The organism is Shewanella sp. SR1 (genome assembly GCF_020447145.1).
Lineage (GTDB): Bacteria > Pseudomonadota > Gammaproteobacteria > Enterobacterales > Shewanellaceae > Shewanella > Shewanella baltica.
In genome coordinates this window covers 57,046-78,591 of the sequence record NZ_JAJAEF010000001.1, presented here as the reverse complement: position 1 = coordinate 78,591, position 21,546 = coordinate 57,046, and the positions used below count along the sequence as shown (strand labels likewise).

The 21,546-nt window shown below is 46.5% G+C and carries 20 protein-coding genes; 12 read left to right on the top strand and 8 right to left on the bottom strand.

Annotated elements, in window-relative coordinates; all coding sequences use genetic code 11:
- Positions 1 to 14: 14 nt before the first annotated feature.
- The 4 genes from KV201_RS00360 to KV201_RS00345 all read left to right on the top strand — a co-directional run bounded on the left by KV201_RS00360 (position 15) and on the right by KV201_RS00345 (position 3,916).
- The gene (locus tag KV201_RS00360) at positions 15 to 1,247 is read left to right on the top strand and encodes an MFS transporter (protein ID WP_226058199.1); all 1,233 of its coding nucleotides are present in this window, start codon (positions 15 to 17) and stop codon (positions 1,245 to 1,247) included.
- A gap of 15 nt (positions 1,248 to 1,262) precedes the next feature.
- Positions 1,263 to 2,312, top strand: a complete 1,050-nt coding sequence (locus KV201_RS00355) for an NAD(P)-dependent alcohol dehydrogenase (RefSeq protein WP_226058198.1) — start codon at positions 1,263 to 1,265, stop codon at positions 2,310 to 2,312.
- 61 nt (positions 2,313 to 2,373) lie between these two features.
- A complete protein-coding gene (locus tag KV201_RS00350) occupies positions 2,374 to 2,853 on the top strand; it encodes a cyclophilin-like fold protein (RefSeq protein WP_226058197.1) in 480 nt (159 codons plus the stop codon).
- 16 nt (positions 2,854 to 2,869) lie between these two features.
- A complete protein-coding gene (locus KV201_RS00345; RefSeq protein ID WP_226058196.1) occupies positions 2,870 to 3,916 on the top strand; it encodes an alpha/beta hydrolase in 1,047 nt (348 codons plus the stop codon).
- A gap of 234 nt (positions 3,917 to 4,150) precedes the next feature.
- On the opposite strand, the gene KV201_RS00340 is transcribed toward KV201_RS00345, so the two are convergent.
- The 3 genes from KV201_RS00340 to KV201_RS00330 all read right to left on the bottom strand — a co-directional run bounded on the left by KV201_RS00340 (position 4,151) and on the right by KV201_RS00330 (position 6,487).
- Entirely contained in the window at positions 4,151 to 5,122 is a 972-nt protein-coding gene (locus KV201_RS00340) for a GGDEF domain-containing protein (protein WP_226058195.1), read from the bottom strand.
- A gap of 390 nt (positions 5,123 to 5,512) precedes the next feature.
- Positions 5,513 to 6,079, bottom strand: a complete 567-nt coding sequence (locus KV201_RS00335) for a DUF2726 domain-containing protein (protein ID WP_226058194.1) — start codon at positions 6,077 to 6,079, stop codon at positions 5,513 to 5,515.
- A gap of 162 nt (positions 6,080 to 6,241) precedes the next feature.
- Positions 6,242 to 6,487: a DUF3297 family protein gene (locus KV201_RS00330; protein ID WP_006080205.1), complete on the bottom strand. Its 246-nt coding sequence runs from the start codon at positions 6,485 to 6,487 to the stop codon at positions 6,242 to 6,244.
- Between the two features lie 317 nt (positions 6,488 to 6,804).
- Between KV201_RS00330 and KV201_RS00325 the strand changes: the two genes are divergently transcribed.
- On the top strand, positions 6,805 to 7,221 hold the full coding sequence (locus KV201_RS00325; protein ID WP_012588553.1) for a ribosome recycling factor family protein: 417 nt from the start codon (positions 6,805 to 6,807) through the stop codon (positions 7,219 to 7,221).
- Positions 7,222 to 7,252: 31 nt separating this feature from the next.
- Here the strand turns inward: KV201_RS00325 and KV201_RS00320 are convergent, their stop codons facing one another.
- The gene (locus KV201_RS00320) at positions 7,253 to 7,432 is read right to left on the bottom strand and encodes a DUF6435 family protein (RefSeq protein ID WP_226058193.1); all 180 of its coding nucleotides are present in this window, start codon (positions 7,430 to 7,432) and stop codon (positions 7,253 to 7,255) included.
- Positions 7,433 to 7,660: 228 nt separating this feature from the next.
- A complete protein-coding gene (locus tag KV201_RS00315) occupies positions 7,661 to 9,325 on the bottom strand; it encodes a methyl-accepting chemotaxis protein (RefSeq protein ID WP_226058192.1) in 1,665 nt (554 codons plus the stop codon).
- Between the two features lie 319 nt (positions 9,326 to 9,644).
- On the opposite strand from KV201_RS00315, the gene KV201_RS00310 reads away from it, so the two are divergent.
- Together KV201_RS00310 and KV201_RS00305 are read left to right on the top strand one after the other, a co-directional pair.
- The gene (locus KV201_RS00310) at positions 9,645 to 9,875 is read left to right on the top strand and encodes a hypothetical protein (RefSeq protein ID WP_006080209.1); all 231 of its coding nucleotides are present in this window, start codon (positions 9,645 to 9,647) and stop codon (positions 9,873 to 9,875) included.
- A 259-nt stretch (positions 9,876 to 10,134) separates the two neighbouring features.
- The gene (locus tag KV201_RS00305) at positions 10,135 to 12,324 is read left to right on the top strand and encodes an OsmC domain/YcaO domain-containing protein (protein ID WP_226058191.1); all 2,190 of its coding nucleotides are present in this window, start codon (positions 10,135 to 10,137) and stop codon (positions 12,322 to 12,324) included.
- A 159-nt stretch (positions 12,325 to 12,483) separates the two neighbouring features.
- On the opposite strand, the gene KV201_RS00300 is transcribed toward KV201_RS00305, so the two are convergent.
- The gene (locus tag KV201_RS00300; RefSeq protein ID WP_011845791.1) at positions 12,484 to 13,392 is read right to left on the bottom strand and encodes a sensor domain-containing diguanylate cyclase; all 909 of its coding nucleotides are present in this window, start codon (positions 13,390 to 13,392) and stop codon (positions 12,484 to 12,486) included.
- A 378-nt stretch (positions 13,393 to 13,770) separates the two neighbouring features.
- Here KV201_RS00300 and KV201_RS00295 point away from each other — a divergent pair, with 378 nt between their 5' ends.
- Together KV201_RS00295 and lgt are read left to right on the top strand one after the other, a co-directional pair.
- Positions 13,771 to 14,241 (top strand): cupin domain-containing protein, encoded by a 471-nt coding sequence (locus KV201_RS00295; protein WP_226058190.1) that lies wholly within the window; start codon positions 13,771 to 13,773, stop codon positions 14,239 to 14,241.
- 228 nt (positions 14,242 to 14,469) lie between these two features.
- Positions 14,470 to 15,249 (top strand): prolipoprotein diacylglyceryl transferase, encoded by a 780-nt coding sequence (lgt, locus tag KV201_RS00290; protein WP_226058364.1) that lies wholly within the window; start codon positions 14,470 to 14,472, stop codon positions 15,247 to 15,249.
- Between the two features lie 83 nt (positions 15,250 to 15,332).
- Here the strand turns inward: lgt and KV201_RS00285 are convergent, their stop codons facing one another.
- The gene (locus tag KV201_RS00285; RefSeq protein WP_226058189.1) at positions 15,333 to 16,250 is read right to left on the bottom strand and encodes an alpha/beta hydrolase; all 918 of its coding nucleotides are present in this window, start codon (positions 16,248 to 16,250) and stop codon (positions 15,333 to 15,335) included.
- A 532-nt stretch (positions 16,251 to 16,782) separates the two neighbouring features.
- Here KV201_RS00285 and KV201_RS00280 point away from each other — a divergent pair.
- The gene (locus tag KV201_RS00280) at positions 16,783 to 18,144 is read left to right on the top strand and encodes an MATE family efflux transporter (RefSeq protein WP_226058363.1); all 1,362 of its coding nucleotides are present in this window, start codon (positions 16,783 to 16,785) and stop codon (positions 18,142 to 18,144) included.
- A gap of 59 nt (positions 18,145 to 18,203) precedes the next feature.
- Here the strand turns inward: KV201_RS00280 and KV201_RS00275 are convergent, their stop codons facing one another.
- Positions 18,204 to 18,629: an HPP family protein gene (locus tag KV201_RS00275; protein ID WP_226058188.1), complete on the bottom strand. Its 426-nt coding sequence runs from the start codon at positions 18,627 to 18,629 to the stop codon at positions 18,204 to 18,206.
- 255 nt (positions 18,630 to 18,884) lie between these two features.
- Here KV201_RS00275 and KV201_RS00270 point away from each other — a divergent pair, with 255 nt between their 5' ends.
- Positions 18,885 to 20,651, top strand: a complete 1,767-nt coding sequence (locus KV201_RS00270) for an alkaline phosphatase (RefSeq protein WP_226058187.1) — start codon at positions 18,885 to 18,887, stop codon at positions 20,649 to 20,651.
- Between the two features lie 291 nt (positions 20,652 to 20,942).
- Positions 20,943 to 21,509: a phosphoribosyltransferase gene (locus tag KV201_RS00265; RefSeq protein ID WP_006080219.1), complete on the top strand. Its 567-nt coding sequence runs from the start codon at positions 20,943 to 20,945 to the stop codon at positions 21,507 to 21,509.
- The last annotated feature ends 37 nt before the right edge of the window (positions 21,510 to 21,546 follow it).

Below are 21,546 nucleotides of genomic sequence, written 5' to 3'. Positions count from 1 at the left end.
TTGATAGGTATGTAATGACCACTCAGGTATGCGAAACGTCAGAACCACGCTGTGCGATTCAACAAGCAAGTCAACAACAAACGGCAAATTGGAGTGGCGTGCTGGCGATGTCGTTATGCGTGTTTGCCTTGGTCGCCTCGGAATTTATGCCTGTTAGTTTACTGACACCGATTGCCGCGGATTTGAATGTGAGTGAAGGATTGGTCGGGCAGGGCATTGCAATTTCGGGTTTTTTTGCCGTGTTAACCAGTTTGAGTATCGCGTCAATTGCTAAAGATACGGATCGTAAGTCACTCCTACTTGGGCTCATTTCGTTAATGTTGGTATCGGGCATTGTGATTGCTTATGCCCCCAACTACGCAGTTTATATGCTGGGCCGAGCTTTGATTGGCGTCGTGATTGGTGGATTTTGGTCTTTGTCTGGCGCGTCGGCGATCCGTCTGGTGCCAAGGGAAAAGATCCCTAAAGCCTTGGCGATATTCAATGGTGGCAACGCGCTGGCTATGGTGATTGCTGCGCCGCTGGGCAGTTACCTTGGTGCGCATCTTGGTTGGCGAGGCGCCTTTTTCGGTTTAGTGCCCGTCGCACTGATCGCGTTTGTGTGGATGTGGTTTAGTTTGCCTGCGATGAAACCCGAAAAACGCGTTGCTGGCTCTGCGAATGTGTTTTCTCTATTAAACAAGCCGTTGGTTCGATTGGGAATGTTGGCGATTGTGTTGTTCTTTATGGGGCAGTTTGCGTTGTTTACCTATGTGCGTCCGTTTTTGGAAACCGCTATCCACGTAGAGAGCAATAACTTGTCATTCATTTTGCTGGTGATGGGCGTCGCGGGTTTTATGGGGACGCTGCTAGTCAGTGTGTTTTTGAAAAACAATCTCTACCGCACGTTAATCTTTATTCCGTTGGTGATGGCGGTAATTGCTTTAGCGTTAATCCTGTTTAGCGATAGCAGTGTTGCCGTAACGACGCTGCTTGCATTGTGGGGCGGCGTTGCCACTGCGGCGCCCGTTGCATGGTGGACTTGGCTTGCGCGAACTATGCCGGAAGATTCTGAGGTCGGTGGCGGCTTAATGGTGGCGGTTATCCAATTGGCTATCGGGCTGGGCTCAACCTTAGGCGGTGTTCTATTTGATTTTAATGGTTACCACAGCACATTTTTGCTGAGTGCAACCTTGTTAGCGGCGGCTGCTTTATTGGCGTATTGGACCCAACGTTCAACGCCAGAACCGCTGCTTCACGCTCAATAATGAAGGAATTTTACTATGAAGATTAAAGCTTTTGGTGCAAATGCCAGCCATTTACCGCTGGAACCTATGACTATTACGCGACGCCTACCCGGTGAGGATGATGTGCAGATCAGCATTGACTACTGCGGCGTGTGCCACTCAGATCTCCATCAGGTCCGTTCGGAATGGGCGGGCACTTTATATCCCTGCGTTCCCGGTCACGAGATTGTTGGCCGAGTGACCGCCGTGGGCGGACATGTCTCAAAATTCAACGTGGGTGACTTGGTTGGCGTGGGTTGCATCGTTGATAGCTGTAAGCACTGCCATGAGTGTATTGATGATCAAGAAAATTACTGCGATCACATGGTGGGTACTTATAACGGCCCAACCCATGATACGCCTGGTCATACGCTCGGTGGCTACGCGGAACAAATCGTGGTTGATGAACGTTATGTGCTGCGTATCAGTCATCCACAAGCGCAATTAGCGGCAGTGGCTCCACTTCTGTGTGCGGGTATCACCACCTATTCTCCGCTGCGCCATTGGCATGCGGGACCGGGTAAAAAAGTCGGTATTGTCGGCATTGGTGGCCTTGGCCACATGGGGATTAAGCTCGCCCATGCCATGGGGGCTCATGTTGTGGCATTTACCACTTCAGAATCTAAACGTGATGCGGCCAAAGCCTTGGGTGCCGACGAAGTGGTTGTTTCCAAAAATGCCGATGAAATGGCGAAGCATCTGCAGAGTTTAGATTTGATTGTAAATACCGTTGCGGCTCCCCATGATCTGGACGCTTTTTTAAGCCTATTAAAACGCGACGGCACTATGACCTTAGTTGGCGCACCTGCAACAAATCATCCTTCGCCCAATGCGTTTAATCTGATCATGAAACGCCGCAGCCTTGCGGGTTCAATGATAGGCGGGATGCGTGAAACCCAAGAGATGCTCGATTTTTGTGCTGAGCACAACATAGTGTCGGATATTGAACTGATCCGCGCTGACGAGATTAACACCGCCTATGAGCGCATGCTGAAGGGCGATGTGAAGTATCGGTTTGTTATCGACAACGCCACGCTAACGCGCTAGCTGAACCTGAGTGTGGATTATGGGTATTCGATGCTTAAGCATTTTGGTTTTACGGATGCCCATGGTTTTATTGCTGTTAATGGCCAGTATCGAGGTCGCATCCGCTGCGACCTCTGCGTCAGCGAGCCAATACAATGAGTCTATGACTATGCCGCTTGCAAAAAAGAGTGCGATAAAGATACGCATCATCATCGCAGACACAACATTAACCGCAACGCTTGAAAACACGCAGGCGGCTCGGGATTTTGTGACGTTATTGCCTTTGGACCTTACGCTTGCGGATTACAACGGCACCGAGAAAATTGCTGATTTACCGGCAAAGCTTTCGCATAAAGACGCGCCAGAAGGTTATACCCCCAAAGTGGGCGACATTGCGTATTTTGCGCCTTGGGGAAACCTGGCCTTTTTCTATCACAACTTTGGTTATTCGCGCGGACTCATCCGCCTTGGTCAGATAGATGGAAGTGTTGATGCCCTCATGGGCGATAGTGATATCACAGTACGAATAGAGCAAGCTCAAAATAGCGATGATTCAGAATAGGAAACCTACAATGTATATGAAAAATTTAAATAAAATCACTAAGGCAATAATCATGCTAGGCCTGTTATCAACGGCAAGCCTGCCTGCATTCGCGCAGGATATGTCTAATGGCGCCGATAATTTCTACCAAAGCGATAGCGTGGCTATGCAGCGAGTGACATTTAAAAATCAATATAATATGGAGGTTGTAGGCAATCTGTTTATCCCCAAAAACCTCGATAAAAAAATGACTCATCCAGCGATAGTCGTCGGTCATCCAATGGGCGCGGTAAAAGAGCAAAGTGCTAATTTATATGCCACAAAAATGGCGGAACAAGGGTTTATTACCTTATCGCTAGACTTGTCATTTTGGGGCGAAAGCGAAGGCCAACCCCGTAATGCGGTTTCGCCCGATATTTACGCCGAGGATTTTAGTGCAGCGGTCGATTATCTGGGCACTCAAACTTTGGTAGATGGTACTCGCATCGGCGTGCTGGGTATCTGTGGCAGTGGTAGTTTTGTGATTAGTGCGGCCAAGATTGATCCGCGGATGAAAGCTATCGCGACAGTGAGCATGTACAACATGGGCGCAGTAAATCGTCATGCCCTAAACCACTCACAAACTATTGAACAACGTAAAAAGCTTATCGCAGCGGCCGCGAAACAGCGTGACCTTGAGTTCGGCGGCGGTGAAATTGAATATACCAGCGGGACAGTGCATCAGTTAGATAAGGATACTCATCCAATCCAGCGCGAGTTTTACGATTTTTATCGCACGCCACGGGGCGAATATACGCCAGCAAGCTCGTCACCACAGTTAACCACTCACCCAACGCTGACCAGCAATATAAAGTTTATGAACTTCTACCCGTTTAACGATATTGAAACCATCTCACCACGGCCAATGTTGTTTATTACTGGCGATAAGGCCCATTCAAAGGAGTTTAGTGAAGAAGCCTATCGATTAGCGGGCGAGCCAAAGGAGCTTTACTATGTTAAAGGCGCAGGCCACGTTGATTTGTATGATAGAACCGCACTTATCCCATGGAATAAGTTGACTGAGTTTTTTAGCCGAAACTTATAAATTGATTACCGGATTAAATGAGTGGTTCACACTGAGTGATAACAGCTGAGTTGCTTGAACCACAGGTTTACTGCGTCGTTATTGGGTTTATGGCTGATGAGGAGCGTGAGTAACAAAGTACAAGGGAGCTTTGATTTCTGCTATCAATGAGCTCAATCTCACTTATTCAAATTAAAGCGGGTTGTTGGTAGGCATTGTTCCGAGCAATAACGAAATACTGCTCGTGGCTAAATACTATTCTTTGCTAAAGACTGCGCAGTCGCGGCCTCTTTGTTTGGCGAGGTAAAGCGCTTCATCCGCACGCTGCAGCCAAGTATCTGTTGTGGTTCCTGGCACCCAAGGTGCGACACCAAATGACACTGTGATTTCTTTGCCATCGGGTGTTGTTAACTCTTTTTTAATCGCCATTCTAAGATTTTGAATAAACTCATCTTGTTCACTCATTTCGGGGATTAAAAGGACAAACTCTTCGCCACCGAATCGATAAAGTCGATCGTTTTTACCAAGGTGCGATGTCGTAATCGCCACAAAACGCTTTAGTACTTGGTCGCCAACAGCATGGCCGAACTTATCGTTTACTGTCTTGAAGTAGTCCAAATCTAGAATGGCTAGCAAGTGTTTAACGCCATTGCGTTCTGCGTTGGATAAGGCCGCCTCCATATCTGAGCCCATGGCTCGGCGATTAAATGCGCCAGTGAGCGGGTCAACGCTATTGAGGGTTTCGAGCAAGCGAAACTGTTTCACGCCGTGCAAAGCATACACAAAGGCGCTCATCGACATCATCAAGATGGTGATCACAAACGAGAATAGTGAAATGACGTCAAAAATGTTAGCCAGCGCCACCAGTGCAATGCTGGCAACGACGTTAATTAAAAAGGCTTCAATCGGTTTAACTAAAATAAAAGTGCTGGCAAAAACGGGGTAAATCCACAAAAAACTGCCTATTCCGTTAGCGACAACGATGACGACAACACCGGTATTAATAAACACCGCCAATATTGCGCTCACCAAACGGATTTTTTTGGAATAATGCGCATAAGCGACGAACGATATCATCCCTATGATCAGCGTTATATCAATGATTGCCGCAATGTAGTTGCCACTCAGATAACGTATCACCACAAAGGGGAAAACACCCATCACGGCGACAGAACTCAGCAGTAACAATAACGACAGTTGATATTTTTCCTGCAGCTGATTGATCATAATGCTCTCATCGTAAATTAAATTATCATGCCAATCAGACGGAGTACGTTAGCACGCTGAAAACATTTTTAAATGAGAATACGTATAAATTGGGCCAGAGTAAATTGTTAGTTACTGGCTTTATCTGATGTCACTAACCTGCTCGTTTGGTATTTTTCCATCGCCTGTCGTAGGGCGTTGCACCGTGAGTAATGTGATTGGCGGCGATGGTTAGCGACGGTCTAAAGATTAATTTGGCACTTCCCCCTATCTTCACTCAGGCAAAGTTCTCTTACATCAAAACGTGCTTTGCCCTCTGAGCTTAATACCACTATCGCGCTCGAACATATCTGCAATTTAGTGTGAATGACCAGAGTTAACCAACAGGCGATTGAGCACGCTTTGTAGCGCTTAAGTTTTGCTCGCCGTCAGTATGAGTGATGATTCTTCAGCGACGTGAGTTTTAGCGGGTAAGGCGGTGTGTATGGTGCTGCGAATAAGTTCTAACTGATAGCTGCGTTTGGCGTCGAAGCGGATTAATGGCAGCTTAGCACTTTCGCAGGCTTGTTCGATGAGGAGGTCGCGTTGCTGAGTGCGCGTTTGCTTGTGGCTTTTATCGTCGAGTTCGATGGCGGCGATAACTTCAAGTGTGTGTTTATCGCAGAGTAAGTAATCGAAGTGCTTGGCGGAAATTCTATTAAAGGCGATTTGCCAATGTCTGCGGTTCATGCCTTTTTCTGGAGTGATAACGTCGGCGATGCGCACTTTACCGAGTATTCGGTATTGGTCGCCCACGGCTTGATCTAATATCCCGAGGAATGAGCGTTCAGCACTGGAAAATAGGGCGTCTTGTTTACGGTAGCGATAGGTATTATCAGAAGATGGGACAAGCAGATTGGTGAAAATGCGTAAGAGTAGCGGTAGTAAAATGATAAGTGCAAAACCCAGCCCGATAAGTATTAATTGATTCGAATTCATCATGACATCCTTGTTTGAGTATTGTCACTGTGACTTGTTAAGCATCCATCCGTGAGTTGCTTACACTGTAATGCCCAAAGTAATGAGGCGTTGAGTGTAGTGACCAAATCTTGTTGGCCACTACATCTACAGCAATACCGGTATTATCGGTACGCACACGTCTTAACGATAAAACGCTTCTACTGTGCCTTTTACTGTCAATAAAAGTGGTTGGCCGCGACGGTCCAAGGATTTACTTGGCACTTTTACCCAACCTTCACTGATGCAATATTCTTCGACATCAAAACGTTCTTTGCCGTTGAGCTTAATACCGATATCGTGCTCGAAAATTTCTGCCACATGGTGTGGGCTGCGTGGGTTAACGGAAAGGCGATCCGGTAAAGCGGGTAATGATGTTGTGTCGGTCATGGTCGTGATCTGTCATTGTCTATAGTGAAAAAGCGTGCGCTATTGTAGGCAATCCCAGCGCAACGCTCAAGACTTTAACTGTGACTGATTGCGCAGCATGGATAAGTATGGCGGTATCTGTTCGTCAACCTTATTCGCCTGCGAGGATACAGTGCTACACTTTCGCGCGTGGTATTTTCTGGCGCTTGAATGTTAAGTCGAGCAGGCTTTATCCTATAGCTATAAAAATCTGCGATAAATCAACAGTTCTAAACGAGCGGCTATAGATCAACAGCGATTATCCAACAGCTATTAATCAGAGTTATTAATCAAGAGTTATGAACGACGACATCAGTATCTCGCTGCCCTCGCTTATTCATCGAATTGGACGGGAGGCGGTTAAACAAGCTCAAGCGATTGCAACCCAATATGATTGCGAGCTTAAGCGTGTGCGACGTTCGAGGAATTGGTGCATGGTGGGTGGGGCGATTAAGATCCAATCCTGCAGTGCGCATTTACAAGCCGAGTCGTTACCAGATAAGCAGTTAACGGCTAAAGATGGCCAGTTTGGTTATCTTATCAAAAAGTTGGAGACGGCCCTGCTGCAACATGCGGATAAACTAGAGCCCTTAGACGCTAAGTTGATTCGACTTATCACAGACAACCCCGCGATCACTTTAGGTGAGTTGATGCAACTGACCCAATGCACTATCACAGAGGCCAGATTGGCACGTTTTCAAGCCGACTCTTGGTAGTTTGCTTACTTCGCGTTCTCGCTATGCGCCTCTATTGCTGGGTTGCTTTTTCTAACACTTTTATTTGATTTTCGATTTGCTCGGCTTCTGCGGTCAGCATTGAGTAGGATCGAATATCGCCTTTTCTCTGTGCATGCATAGCTTCTTCAAGCTTGGCATTGTATTGCTGAGTTAACTTTTTTAAGGGATTTTTCTTAAAGATTGAAAACATGGTCACTTCTACTGAGTTGAGTATTTGGGTTATATACGTAGGTAACGGGATTTAAGTTTTACTTTTTGAAATTAAAAGCAGTGCCTCCAACTCTTAATCAACAATCAACAATCAACAATCAACAATCCACAGCACTCGGCCTCAGCAAGGCTGGGACCTTATCCCACATTTTCAGAAAATGAATGGGTTGCTATGTCTTATTTAACTTGCAACCCATTGAAAATAAGTTTAAATCTTAAACTGGCCGACGAGTTTTCCGAGGTTAATCCCTTCTTGCGATACGGTTTGGCTGACTCTGGCAGCATCTTCACTGGAATGAAGTAACTCATTCACAATCTCTTGGATGGCGAACACGTTGCGGTTGATTTCTTCGGTCACAGAGCTTTGTTCCGTAGCCGCCGTTGCAATTTGGGTGCTCATGTCGTTGATTGCCGTGACCGCCGATGTCACTGAGCCTAGGCTTTCGGAGATTGCGCGAGAAGAGTCTACCGAGCGTACGCAGCTTTGCTGACTTTCTTCCATCGTTTTCACCGCCAGCGCCACAAGCTTGTGCAGTTCGGATAGCATCTCATTGATTTCTAGCGTGCTTGATTGAGTTCGGCTCGCTAAGTTGCGCACTTCATCGGCCACCACGGCAAAGCCTCGGCCCTGTTCTCCGGCGCGAGCGGCTTCGATGGCGGCATTTAATGCTAATAGGTTAGTTTGCTCGGCGATGCCGCCAATAACAGATAGCACGTTATTGATTTTCTTCGACTGTTCGCTCAAGGATTGAATATTGCCAGCCGCATTGTTGATTTGCGCCATGAGCGCGGATATTTCTTCTAAAGAAGCATCGACGCAACGCTGGGCATTGGCCACATCGCCTGTTGCGGCATGGGTCGCTTCGGCCACTTGCGTGGTATTTTGCGCTACTTCGCTGGCGGTGGCTGACATTTCAGTAATAGCGGTAACCACTTGATCGGTTTCATTGTTATGGCTGATGAGCTGGCTCGACATGACTTTGGTTTGATCGTGAATCGCGTTGGCCGCGCTTTTAACTTTAGCGGTCGCGTTTGCCACATCGCCTATGATGGTTTGGAGCTTATCGACAAACAGGTTAAAGGATTGACCTAGTTGCGCTATTTCATCTTCACCTTTCACTGTGAGGCGTTTAGTTAAATCACCTTCGCCTTTGGCGATATCGTTTAAGTTGTCCGCCATATTTTTAATCGGTGCCACCATGCGCTGGGCGGTGGCGAGAATAACGACGGCAGTAATCGCAGCGAGTAACAGTGCAATTAACAGAATGGCATAGGACTTATCGATCATTTGCTCTGTGACCGTTGCACGATAATCCTCAACGACAGCGTCGATATCATCGATATAAGCGCCCGTGCCTAGCATCCAATCTGTGCCAGGGATCATCATGGAGTAACCGATTTTCTCAATTTGCTCATTAGTATTGGGTTTTTGGAAATAGAACGAGAAGTTACCGTCACCCTTTTTAGCTGCATCGAGTAAACCAACAATGATTTTTGTGCCGCGGGGATCTGTCATATCAATTTTATTTTGCCCTTCGAGGTTGGGCATGACGGCATGGAATAGGTTTTTGCCTTGGGAGTCGTAGATAAAGAAGTAGCCTGAACTGCCAAAACGGATATCACGGAGCGCTTGATTTACATTGCCATTTTCTTTTAAAGACAACTGATATTGTACTATGCCAGCGGCAATTTCGGTGGCTTCTTTTATTTGGGTTTTACGTTCACCGATAAGCTTAGTTCTAAACGTTGTGACTTCATCGGCAAGGGCGCTTTGTTCGACGTAGTAAGAAACTGTCATGAGTATGCACAGGGTCAAGATTAACGGGAACAGCGATAACAGCAGTAATTTGTTACGTAAACTGAAATTAGACATGCTTGATGACTCCGTGATGAACATCCTTTTATTGCAGGGCAGTATAGCTAATTTCCCATATTCTTAAGTGCTTAAGTTAACAAAAATATAATGTAAATGACAAAAAGCACGCTTTTTTTTATGCCTAATGGGTTGGGTATACCTTAAGTTGGGTCACTTTGGTTGATCTTAATCAAGGCCCTATATGGAAAATGCGTCCACTATATTAGTTAAACTTGATGCAAATGGCGGCTAGACTTTCGCGAACCTTGAGCAGGTATCTAAACTTGCAGCGGGTCGGCAGCAAAGTGACATGGCGGCGAAGGGTAAGGGCGGAACAGTGACGAATGAAAAGCTGATTTTAACGCTGAAAATCTGCATTAGTGTGGGTATTTGTCTTATTGCGCTGGGTATTTATCTGCATAATTTTAATGACACTGTTGAAGCGATGGGCGTGCAGGGGATTATTCTCAGTGCCATGTGTGTCGCCTTTGGCATGGCGTTGTCATTACCGACTAAAATGTATTTAACCTTTATGTTGGTTAAGCGAGAGACTGAAAAACATCAATAATTTGTTCTTGCACTTGGTTTTACTCAGCGACTAATTGGCTTACTTTGTTTTCCTGTTATTCAATCTCAGTTCAAACTCAAACCTGCTATTCAACCCACTAAGCTAAGCCGCAAATGCCCCGATTGTGGTTTTTAACATAATTAACCCAAGACTAATGGGCTAAAAACACCGATAATTCCCCCTTAATGACTCATTACCAATGACGCGACTTGGTCGATGGGCAGCTACAGACTCGCATATTTAGTGGAAATCATATTCAATGGAAATCAAAGTTAATTTTCTCGACAATCTTAGACTTGAAGCCAAGTTTGATGATTTTACCGTTACCGCCGATCAGCCGATCCGCTACAAAGGTGATGGTTCTGCTCCTAGTCCGTTTGATTATTTCTTAGCGTCGTCAGCCCTGTGTGCGGCCTATTTCGTGAAGGTGTATTGCAAAGCCCGCGATATTCCAACGGATAACATCAGACTGTCGCAGAACAATATTGTCGATCCTGAAGATCGCTACAACCAGATTTTCCAAATTCAGGTTGAATTGCCAGAAGATATTTCCGATAAAGATCGCGAAGGTATTTTGCGTTCAATTGACCGTTGTACCGTTAAAAAAGTGGTACAAACGGGGCCAGAATTTAAGATTGAAACCGTTGAAAACCTAGATGCAGACGCCAATGCCATGCTGATGGGCCAGCCTAATGGCGCATCGAGCACCTTTATTCTGGGTAAAGATCTGCCACTGGAGCAGACCATTGCCAATATGACGGGCATGCTCGCCGATCTTGGAATGAAGATAGAGATCTCATCATGGCGTAACATAGTGCCGAACGTGTGGTCGCTGCATATTCGTGACGCCGCTTCGCCAATGTGTTTTACCAATGGTAAAGGCGCGACTAAAGAAAGCGCGCTGTGTTCAGCGCTCGGCGAGTTTATTGAGCGTTTGAATAACAACTTTTTCTATAATGATCAATTCTTTGGTACCGAGATCGCTAATAGCGAATTTGTGCATTATCCCAATGAAAAGTGGTTTGCATTAGAAGAAGACGATGCGCTACCAGCGGGTATTCTGGATGACTATTGTTTAGAGATTTACAACCCAGACGACGAGCTGTGCGGTTCGCACTTGATTGATACTAATTCGGGCAATCTTAAGCGCGGCATTTGTGCGATTCCTTACACCCGTAAATCTGACGGTGAAACGGTTTACTTCCCATCTAACCTGATTGAAAACCTATTTTTAAGTAACGGCATGAGCGCTGGCAATAACCTGCAAGAAGCGCATGTGCAGTGTTTGTCAGAGATTTTTGAGCGTGCCGTTAAACGCCAAATCATTGAGCAAGAAATTGTTCTGCCAGATGTGCCAATGCAGGTACTTGAAAAATATCCCAGTATCCTCGCGGGCATTAACGGCTTAGAAGAGCAAGGTTTCCCAGTTGTGATCAAAGACGCTTCACTCGGCGGTCAATTCCCCGTGATGTGCGTTACCCTAATGAACCCGAAAACCGGCGGCGTGTTTGCCTCATTTGGTGCGCACCCAAGCTTTGAAGTGGCATTAGAGCGCAGCTTAACTGAGCTGTTGCAAGGCCGCAGTTTCGAAGGCTTAAACGATGTACCAAAACCGACCTTTAATAGCATGGCGGTCAGCGAGCCAGAAAATTTTGTTGAGCACTTTATTGATTCAACAGGGGTAATTTCATGGCGTTTCTTTAGCAGCAAATTCGATTATGAATTCTGTGAATGGGATTTCTCTGGCAGCAGCGAAGAAGAGGCCAGCGGTCTGTTTGGTATCTTAGAAGAGTTAGGTAAAGAGGTGTATATCGCTGAGTTTACTGATTTAGGTGCGTCGGCATGCCGTATTTTAGTACCTGATTACTCTGAGATTTATCCAGTTGATGACTTGATTTGGGATAATACCAACAAGGCGCTGGCATACCGTGAAGATATCCTAAATCTGCATTCGTTAAGCACTAAGCAATTGGCTAATTTGGTTAATCGTTTAGAAGAAAGCCAACTCGATAACTACACGGATATCCGCACCTTAATCGGCATTGTATTCGATGAAAATACCGTTTGGGGTCAGCTCACGATTATCGAGCTTAAGATCCTGATTTATTTGGCGCTCGGTGCGCACGAAGACGCGATTGAGCTAGTTGGTGAGTTCCTACAGTTTAACGACAATACCGTTAAACGCGGCCTGTTCTACCAAGCCATGAATGCTGTATTGGAAGTGACCTTAGATGACGAGTTAGAACTTGATGATTTTATCCACAACTTCAATCGCATGTTCGGTAAAGAAGTGATGGACAATGTCGTTGGCTCAGTCACAGGTAAAGTGCGTTTTTATGGCCTGACTAAGACCAGCATGCAGCTCGAAGGAATTGAGCCACATCTAAGATTGATTGAAAGCTATAAAAAGCTGCATCAAGCCCGTAAAGCTGCGACAGACGCGAATTAATTCTGTTATTTGGCATTAGCTTAATGTGTTTAAAAGCGAACCTTAGGGTTCGCTTTTTTGTTTGCTGTCTTTTGATGCGTGCTTCTTATGAGCACTTGTGACTATCACTTATTAAGGGCGCTTGTTATTGCTATGTGTGCTTTGAAATGTTCAACCCGCTTAGGCTGTATTTGAGATAACTCGATTTTTGCCGTTACGTTTAGCTTGATACAGGGCCGCATCGGCCCGCTTAAGCGTGTCTTCATAGGAGGTATCCAATGCTTCTATGCTGGCGACCCCGATACTTACGGTGGCAAACAAGCCATTAACCGCATGTTGTTGCAGTGCCGAGTAAAAACAATCGCAGAGGTATTCTGCAAATTTAACCGCCTGAGACTGTTCGACACCGGGCAGGGCAATTACAAATTCATCTCCACCAAAACGATACGCGCTATCGGTTTTTCTAAATTGAGTGCGACAGGTTTCAGCAACGGCGATGATAATTTTATCGCCAGCATGGTGGCCTAACTGGTCATTGATGGACTTTAAGTGGTCTAAATCGAGGATCAAGATTGAGGTGGGCGTACGGTGGCGCTGAAAAGTGTCGAATTGAACGGTTAAGTCACGTTCTAATCGGCGGCGATTATATAACCCTGTGAGCTGATCGGTATCGCTGAGCTGACGCAGTTGCAGTTCAAGCTCATGTCGCTGTGAGATATTACTGGCGACCCAGAGCACCACTGGCTCATCATTGACGAGAAAGTCTAGCGCTTGAATTCGCCCCTCAAACCAAATGGGTTGATCTGGGCCCGCGTCGGGTAAGCCTTTGACATCTTTATTACTGAGCTCATATTCTTCAATCAGTAATGCTCGGCTAGCTAATGCTTGTTCGATAATGCCTAAGAAGTAATTTGTTTTATCGGGGTTTAATACATCAGCAAGGTACAAACCGACTAAGCCACTGCCATCGTGATAATAGCGCCCATCTTTACCGCCGAAAACTGCCACGTACCGACCACTTTTTGACAATATTAAGGCAGGATCTGGCAGTGCATCGAGGATTAACGCCATCTGTTCAATATTGATCATCAATTAAGATCCCTGTGGAAAATCACTTAACTTTATGTCTGCGTGTCCAAGTCATCATTACGAGCCGCTCTTTGGAGCTTTAGCCGCCAATGAATCCCGCTAATTCATAATAATCTAGCCGCTTTTGGTGGGAACAACAAACCATAACGACACGCCGTACAATTTATTTGTCGTCACGATTTTGCCAAGTCGCCAGCGCGATTGATGCCACAAACCATAACTCTCTCTTTTCTATTGTAACGAGTCAAAAGTGATATGTTGAACTTAAACGTGTGTGCTTATGTTCAAAAAGCTAAACCGCAATGCTTAGTGAGCAGATGTTTTTCGAGTAGACTCTAGAACCTGAATTGCGGTTTTAATTTTATCCAGGGATTTATAATGCATACAGCCGATGATTTTATTGAACATTTAGCACTAGAACAGCATGTTGAAGGCGGCTATTACCGCTCATCCTATCGTTCTGAAACGCCGTTTGATCAGACTCGGGCATTATGGAGCAGCATCTATTTTTTACTGCGCACGGGGGAAGTTTCCCACTTTCACCGCCTAACCGCCGATGAAATGTGGTACTTCCATGCAGGACAATCGCTCACCATTTATATGATTGCCCCTGATGGCGTGTTAACCACGGCGCAATTGGGACTCGATTTAGCGGCGGGCGAGCGACCACAATTTTTGGTGCCTAAGGGCTGTATCTTTGGTTCGGCGATGAATCAACCCGGCTTTTCGCTCGTGGGCTGTATGGTGTCCCCCGGTTTTACCTTCGATGATTTCGAGTTATTTAGCCAAAAAACGTTACTAGCTCAATTTCCGCAGCACAGCGAAATCATCAAGCGTCTGAGCCGATAGTGGTATAAAACGAAGGCGCGTTCATTAGAGCGTGAATTAACCCATTAATGAGTGAGAGTTCGATTCGGTCGAAATAACATCATTCGGCTAAATCAATGCTACTCAGTGTCGTTAAATTTGGCTCAATAGTAAGATATCCCCGCGACAAGGCTTGTCTATTGGCGTTTAACCACGTAAAACAGGCTTTTTGGCGTACCTCTATGTACCAAGTGTTAGGAGTAATTGAATTTGGAACACTTAGTGTGGGAGCTCGATCCTGTATTAATCTCGTTTATGGGACTAAAAATACATTGGTATGGAGTCTTGTTTGCTGTTGCTATCACTGCTGGTTTTCAGGTGATGAAGCGGATTTATATCAAGGAAAACCTCGATGTCGAGTCCCTTGATAATCTACTGATTTATTGTGTGGTTGGCATCATAGTGGGCGCGCGTTTAGCCCATTGTATTTTTTACGATCCGGCTTATTACTTTGCCCATCCGCTTAAGATTTTGGCGATTTGGGAAGGTGGACTCGCCAGCCACGGTGGGGGGGTAGGGGCGATTCTAGCGCTGTATTATTACCAACGCAAAGTGAAGCTGCCATTCCTGTTTTTGTTGGATAGACTCGCGATCGCCACCGCCATTTTTGGCTTTTTTGTGCGTATGGCGAACTTTGCCAACTCAGAGATTTTAGGCGATCCAACGACTCAACCTTGGGGCATTATATTTGCCCGTGTTGATATGTTGCCAAGGCATCCGGCGCAGCTTTATGAGGCTTTTGCCTATTTAGCTATCTTTGTCGCGCTTTATGCTCTGTATCAATTTACGCAGATTAAACAACGGCATGGCGCGATTTTTGGCTTGTTCCTAGTGTCGGTATTTAGTGCGCGAATTGCGATTGAATCGATTAAAGTCAGCCAAGCGGCTTACTCTGAATCAGTGCTAAGTGCGGGACAACTTCTCAGCTTACCGTTTTTAGCCGTTGGCATAGTCTTGTTGTTTTTGGCGTATCGAAAGAAAGCCGTTTAAGTCAGAATATCAAACGGTTTAAAAAGGCTTTCTATCTAAATAGAAAGCCTTTTTTATGAAGGAATTAATTATCAAGGATGACGTTAGGCTTTCTTCACTATATTACTCACTTGCACCATGGCATCCCGTGCGGAGCGGCTCACTCCCGAGAGTTGGAAGAAGCCATGGATGACCCCTAGATAGCGGCGGCAGTGGGCATTCACGCCAGCCTCTAATAGATGCCTAAATAGCTGTTCTCCTTCATCGACGAGCGGATCAAATTCTGCGGTGATGATATGGGTTTCGGGCAGTCCCGCTAGGTCAGCGCTTCGCAGCGGACTGGCTTCGGCATCGGTTCTGGGGTGCCAATCTAAATACAGATCAAATCCAGTGAGTAAGGTGTCGCGGGTGATGATGTATTTCTCGCCATTGTCGCTATAGCTTTGGCTTTTAGCGGTGGCATCGAGCATTGGATAGATAAGTACTTGCTTTTGTGGCAACCATTGCCCTTTGGCTTTTAAACGTAGGCAAGTGACTAGGGCTAAATGGCCGCCAGCGCTGTCGCCCATCAGGGTAATCTTGTCCTTATCGCCACCCCATTGTTGGCAATGCGCATATATGACCTCGGCGGCATGGCAGGCATCGTCGTGGGCGGCGGGATAAACATGTTCTGGGGCGAGACGATAGCTCACCGCAATAACCAGTGCGCCAGCATTATTAGCAAGTTTACGCAGTTGTTGATTGTGGGTTTCAACGCCGCCACTGACAAAACAGCCGCCATGGTAGTAAATGACAACGGGTAAATCCTTTGCCGCCGAAGGTTTGAACAGGGTTAATTCTGCGCCATCGATGGAAACTGCGCGCACCTCGAACACGTCTTCCGCTTCACCTGCGAGTACCGTGCTGGCGATATAACCTTGCCTACGTTGCTCAATGGTTTGCTCTCGCACCGATGGGCAACCCGCCGCGATAAACTCGCTAACCAATTGTTTAATTCCATCTTCTAAATAGAGTTGGCTCATTTAATCTTCCCTCATTTTTCAGTGTGCTTAGCAGTTCTGCAATGGGCTGAGTTTATCGGCAGTTTAATTGAAATGGTAGCCGCAGTGATGAGAAGTAATAGCGGATTAGCCGCATTGACATGATTTCTGCCGAGTCACAATTTTGCTCAATTTGTCTTTGCTCGGTTTGTTGTGCGCACTCCGATTCTGTGCTCATTGATTAGATGCTTGTTAGCCTAAATTCACATACTGTGATGAGTCCTGTTTTTAGCTCTGCCATCAACTCAGTAATGAATACGGTTGCAGTCGGCATATTTTCATTAATACAGATTGAGTTGTATGGCGACTTGTAAGAAAATTACCAACTCAATTGACCCTTGGCTGAATGCGCTTAAATTTCCGCCTGATTGTGTGTTAGTTAACACTATGCTGTCTGTTTGTGAAAGTTGCTTTCAGTCTCTTGGCTAAAATATAGGTTGCCAAGATGCCGTTTGAGCGACACATTGAGCCAGTGCTCACATCGTTATCCGTACTCTATTTGCAGGAATTCTCCGTGGCTAAAGCACCTAAAACATTGCAACAACGCATGAGCATAGTCGCCCTCACTTGGCCGATTTTTGTCGAGACCTTGCTGCAATCACTGCTTGGGATCAGCGACATTTTTATGCTTAGCCACTATTCCGATAATGCGGTTGCAGCGGTGGGGCTCACGACTCAGCTGATGTTCTTCATGATGGTCATGTCGATGATGGTGAGCACTGGTGCGAGTATTTTGATTAGCCAGAACAATGGCGCAGGTCAGTCGCAACAGGCTGTCGATATCGGGGTGGCAAGTGTCGCATTGAGTTTAGGACTCGCCTTGATCATGGGCGCCTCTATGTTCTTCGGCGCTAAGGGGATTATCGGCCTATTTGCACTTGAACACGATGTGGCAGGCTTTGGATATGACTACTTAGTGATTTGCGGCAGCTTGAGTATAGGCTTGGTCATGAACATCGCTTTTGCCGCGATTCTAAGGAGTTACGGCTTTACCCGCTCGGCCATGTTAGTTACTTCAAGCACAGGCTTGATGAACGTCATCGGTAACTATATTGCCCTGTATTCTCCCTTTGACTTGCCTGTTTATGGGGTAACAGGGGTGGCAATTTCCACCGTCACCAGCCAGATCATTGGCGCTGTGATCATGCTGATGGTGATCCGCTATAAAAAGATCCCGTTGCCACTGCAACGGCTTAAATTATTACCGCGCAGCACCTATTGGAGTGTGATGCGTATCGGCCTACTCAATGCCGGTGAGATGCTGTCTTACAATGTGGCGCAGATGACAATCATCTATTTTATCAGTCAGATGGGCACCTTATCGCTCACTGCTTATACCTATGGCCTAAACATCAGCCGGTTTATTTATTGTTTTGCGGTGGCGCTAGGGCAGGCGACGCAAATTCAGACCGGATACTATGTCGGCAAACAATGGTTCGATGAAATCACTGCGAGAGTGCAACGCTACTGTCTGGTGGGTTTTATCGCTTCGCTGGCCATAGTCTTAGTCTTCTACTGGCAGCGATTCACTATTGTTGGCTGGTTAAGTGAGAACGAGGAAGTCATCCAACTGACGGCGTTATTACTGGCAGGTTCTATCGCGCTTGAAACGGGGCGGGTGTTTAATCTGGTGATTATTTCGGCATTAAAAGGTGCGGGTGATGTGGCGTTCCCCGTGCGGGTTGGCCTCTTTAGCATGTGGGGCATAGGGGTATTATTGGCTTGGTTATTTGGCCTTCACTTAGGCTATGGCGTACTCGCCGCTTGGCTGGCCGTCGCCGCCGATGAGTGGATCCGCGGCCTGATTATGGTGTATCGCTGGCGCTCCTGCCGTTGGCAACGTTTTACTCGCATACCCGCTGCTACTGCAGTGTAGTTTTGGTGAGGTGAATTGGAAGCGCAGCAAACATAGGCTGCGCTTTTTGTTTGATAAGCTTAACTTTGCTGCTTCAACAAGGTACGGCACAGCTTGATAAAGTCCGATGACGTGACGATACCGAGCACCTTTTTATCGGCATCGACAACGGGCAAGCAGCCGAGTTTGTTTTCGATAAAATATTCCACCACCACAGTTAAGGGCTCGTCGGCAGTAAGATGCTGAAAGTCTTGGTCCATCACAGTTGTGATCGGCGTGTATCGTTCCTTGCGCTCGAGCGCGCCTTGGCCGTACTTATTCAACATAGTCATCACGCTGGCGATCATCTTTTTATGGGTGAGTACGCCAACGAGGGTGCCATCAATTTCAGAAATCACAGGTAAGTGGCGTACGCCACGGGTTTGCATCAGATGGTGGGCATCTTTCAAACTGGCGCCATCACTGATGCAGATGACTTGAGCACTCATAATATCGCTGACTTTCATTGTTAAATTCCTTTTCTTGCCATTCTTAGGCGTGCATTTAACACGCTGCGTTAGCCTGCACCGATGTTAGCAGCTTCCTTGTTCGCTGCGCCAGTCCTGCATAAATAAAGTACGCCATTCAGTATAAGTGTTTGAATTGATAGAAATCATAAAAGGCTGACAAAGATGTCACAAATGTGTAACAGTGATGTCTCACAATCGGGGTCTCATTAGACCTCATACCAGTGAAGCCTTATCTAACAAGGAATAATAATAATGAATCGTACCGTAACTCGTCGTGACTTTTTGGCTATGTCGGCCAAAGGTGTTGGCGTTGCTGTGATCTCTTACGGCTTGATGGGCTGTAGCGATAGTAATGATGATAATTCTGTACCCGCGCAATTTTTACATGGGATTGCCAGTGGTGATCCTGCGATTGATGCTGTGATCCTTTGGACCCGTGTCACGCCTGAGTCTGAGAGCGATGTAAAAGTGAGCTGGCAAGTGGCAAGCGATGCGGCTTTTAGTCAATTAGTGACCACGGGTGAGATGGTCACTAATGCAAGCCGTGACTATACGGTTAAGATTGATGCCCGCGGTTTACGTGCTGGCCAAAACTACTTTTACCGCTTTATGACAGGTGACAAAACCTCAGCCGTGGGTAAAACCCGTACTCTGCCTGAGGGCGATGTGAGTTCTGTCAAACTGGCGGTGATGTCCTGTGCGAACTTTCCAGCCGGATACTTTAACGTCTATGAATTAGCGGCGGCGCAGGATGACTTAGATGCCGTGGTGCATTTAGGCGATTACATCTATGAATATGCCCGTGGCGGTTATGCCAGTGAGCATGCTGCAGAGCTTGGCCGTGAAGTCTTACCGGCCACTGAGTTGCTGACGTTGGGCGATTATCGCACCCGTTATGCTCAGTACCATACCGATGCGAGCCTGCAAAAGTTACACGCGAAAGTGCCTTTTATCACAGTGTGGGATGATCACGAAGTGGCCAACGATACTTGGCGTGATGGCGCTGAGAATCATAACGAAGGCGAAGGCGATTTTGCCGTCCGCAAAGAAGCGGCACTGCAAGCTTATTTCGAATGGTTGCCTATTCGTCCATGGCGCGAAGGGAACCATGAAGAGATTTACCGCAGCTTCAGTTACGGAAATCTCGTCGACCTGCACATGCTCGATACCCGTGTATTGGCCCGTGATAAACAGCTCGATTATGCCAACTATATGGATCCGACAACGGGTTCGTTTGCGGGTGAGCGTTTCCTTGCCGATGTGACTTCGACCACTCGCACTATGCTGGGTCTGACGCAATTGTTATGGCTGCAAGGCACTTTGCTGCAAGCAACGGGTAAGTGGCAGGTGTTAGGGCAACAGATTTTGATGGGCAAGATGTCATTGCCGGCGGCGATTGCGACTCAGCAGATGAGCATTCCCCAATATGCTATGTTAGGCGCGTTAGCTAAGTTAGCGGCGCGTGCTGCGGCAAATGATCCCACGCTGACCGCCCAAGAGTTGCAATATCTTCAGGCTAATCAAGCCTTATTAACCCCAGAAGTTATCGCACTGCTGCAATTACCTGCCATTCCATACAACTTAGATGCTTGGGACGGTTATGCCTATGAGCGTGAGGTGATTTTAGGTACGGCTAAATCGAAAAACCTCAACCTAGTCGTGATCGCGGGTGATACCCATAATGCCTGGGCTAACGAGCTTAAAGATGTGAATGGCGATACCGTTGGGGTGGAGTTTGCGACCAGCTCAGTGTCTTCACCAGGTCTTGAGTACTATTTGAATCTGCCCGCTGAGCAGATCCCTGCGACTGAGGCGGCGATCGTCGAGTTAGTGCCAGATCTTAAGTACGCTAACTTAAGAGATCGCGGCTTTATGACGCTCACTTTCACCGCTGATGAGGTGCGCAGCGACTGGCATTATGTGGATACCATTCTATCGAAGGATTTCCAAGCGGCAACGGCACGTGGTTATAGCGCCAAGGCAAAAGTGGGCGAGCATGTGATTACGCCTATCGTTTAACGCAGATATTTATTCGCTGTTTTTAGGCCACCTTAGGGTGGCCTTTTTGTTGCTTTTTGCCTAAAAAGGCAAAATAAATGTCTGTTGTCACGCAAGTTCTTACTATTACTGCAGCACATCGCATTTTTTTGGTATAAAATTCGCTCCCAAAATTCGGCGGCTGCCTACACTTGCTAAGGCAAAGCTGTTTTAGTGTTTTGGGAACCTTTACCCGCCGAACAGACCTTACAGGGGTCATAAGCTTTTGCTTTAACGACCTAAGAATAAAATCAATGTGATGGGGACTGTGTCATGTCAGAAAAGTATTTTGTTACCGCGCAGCAATTGCTGGAAGATTCATTTTTATTAGCTTCGCAAGTGTATGAGAGTGGCTTTCGTCCGCAGTTTATCGTGGGTATTTGGCGTGGCGGCGCTCCAATCGGGATCGCGGTACAGGAATTTTTCGACTTTAAACAAGTAGAAACCGATCACATTGCCGTGCGTACTTCTTCCTATTATGGGATTGGCACTGATAAGCAAAGCAAAGAAATCAAAGTTCACGGCCTGCATTACATCGTTGAAAATGCGAACGCTAGCGACGGTTTATTGATTGTGGATGACGTGTTTGACTCTGGTCGCAGTATCCATGCATTAAAAGAAAAACTCGGTCAGTTGATGCGCCTGAATATGCCAACTGATATCCGTATCGCTTGCCCTTATTACAAGCCAAAAAATACCGCCGTGCCTTTAAAGCCTGACTATTACATCCATGCCTCTGAAGACTGGTTAGTGTTCCCGCATGAAGTCACAGGTTTAACGCCGGAAGAAATTGCCGAAGGTAAGGGCGATTTAAAGAATATCCAGCACCTGTTTAAATAGCTTGCTCGCGGCGAGATATAGACTATTTTCGCAATAA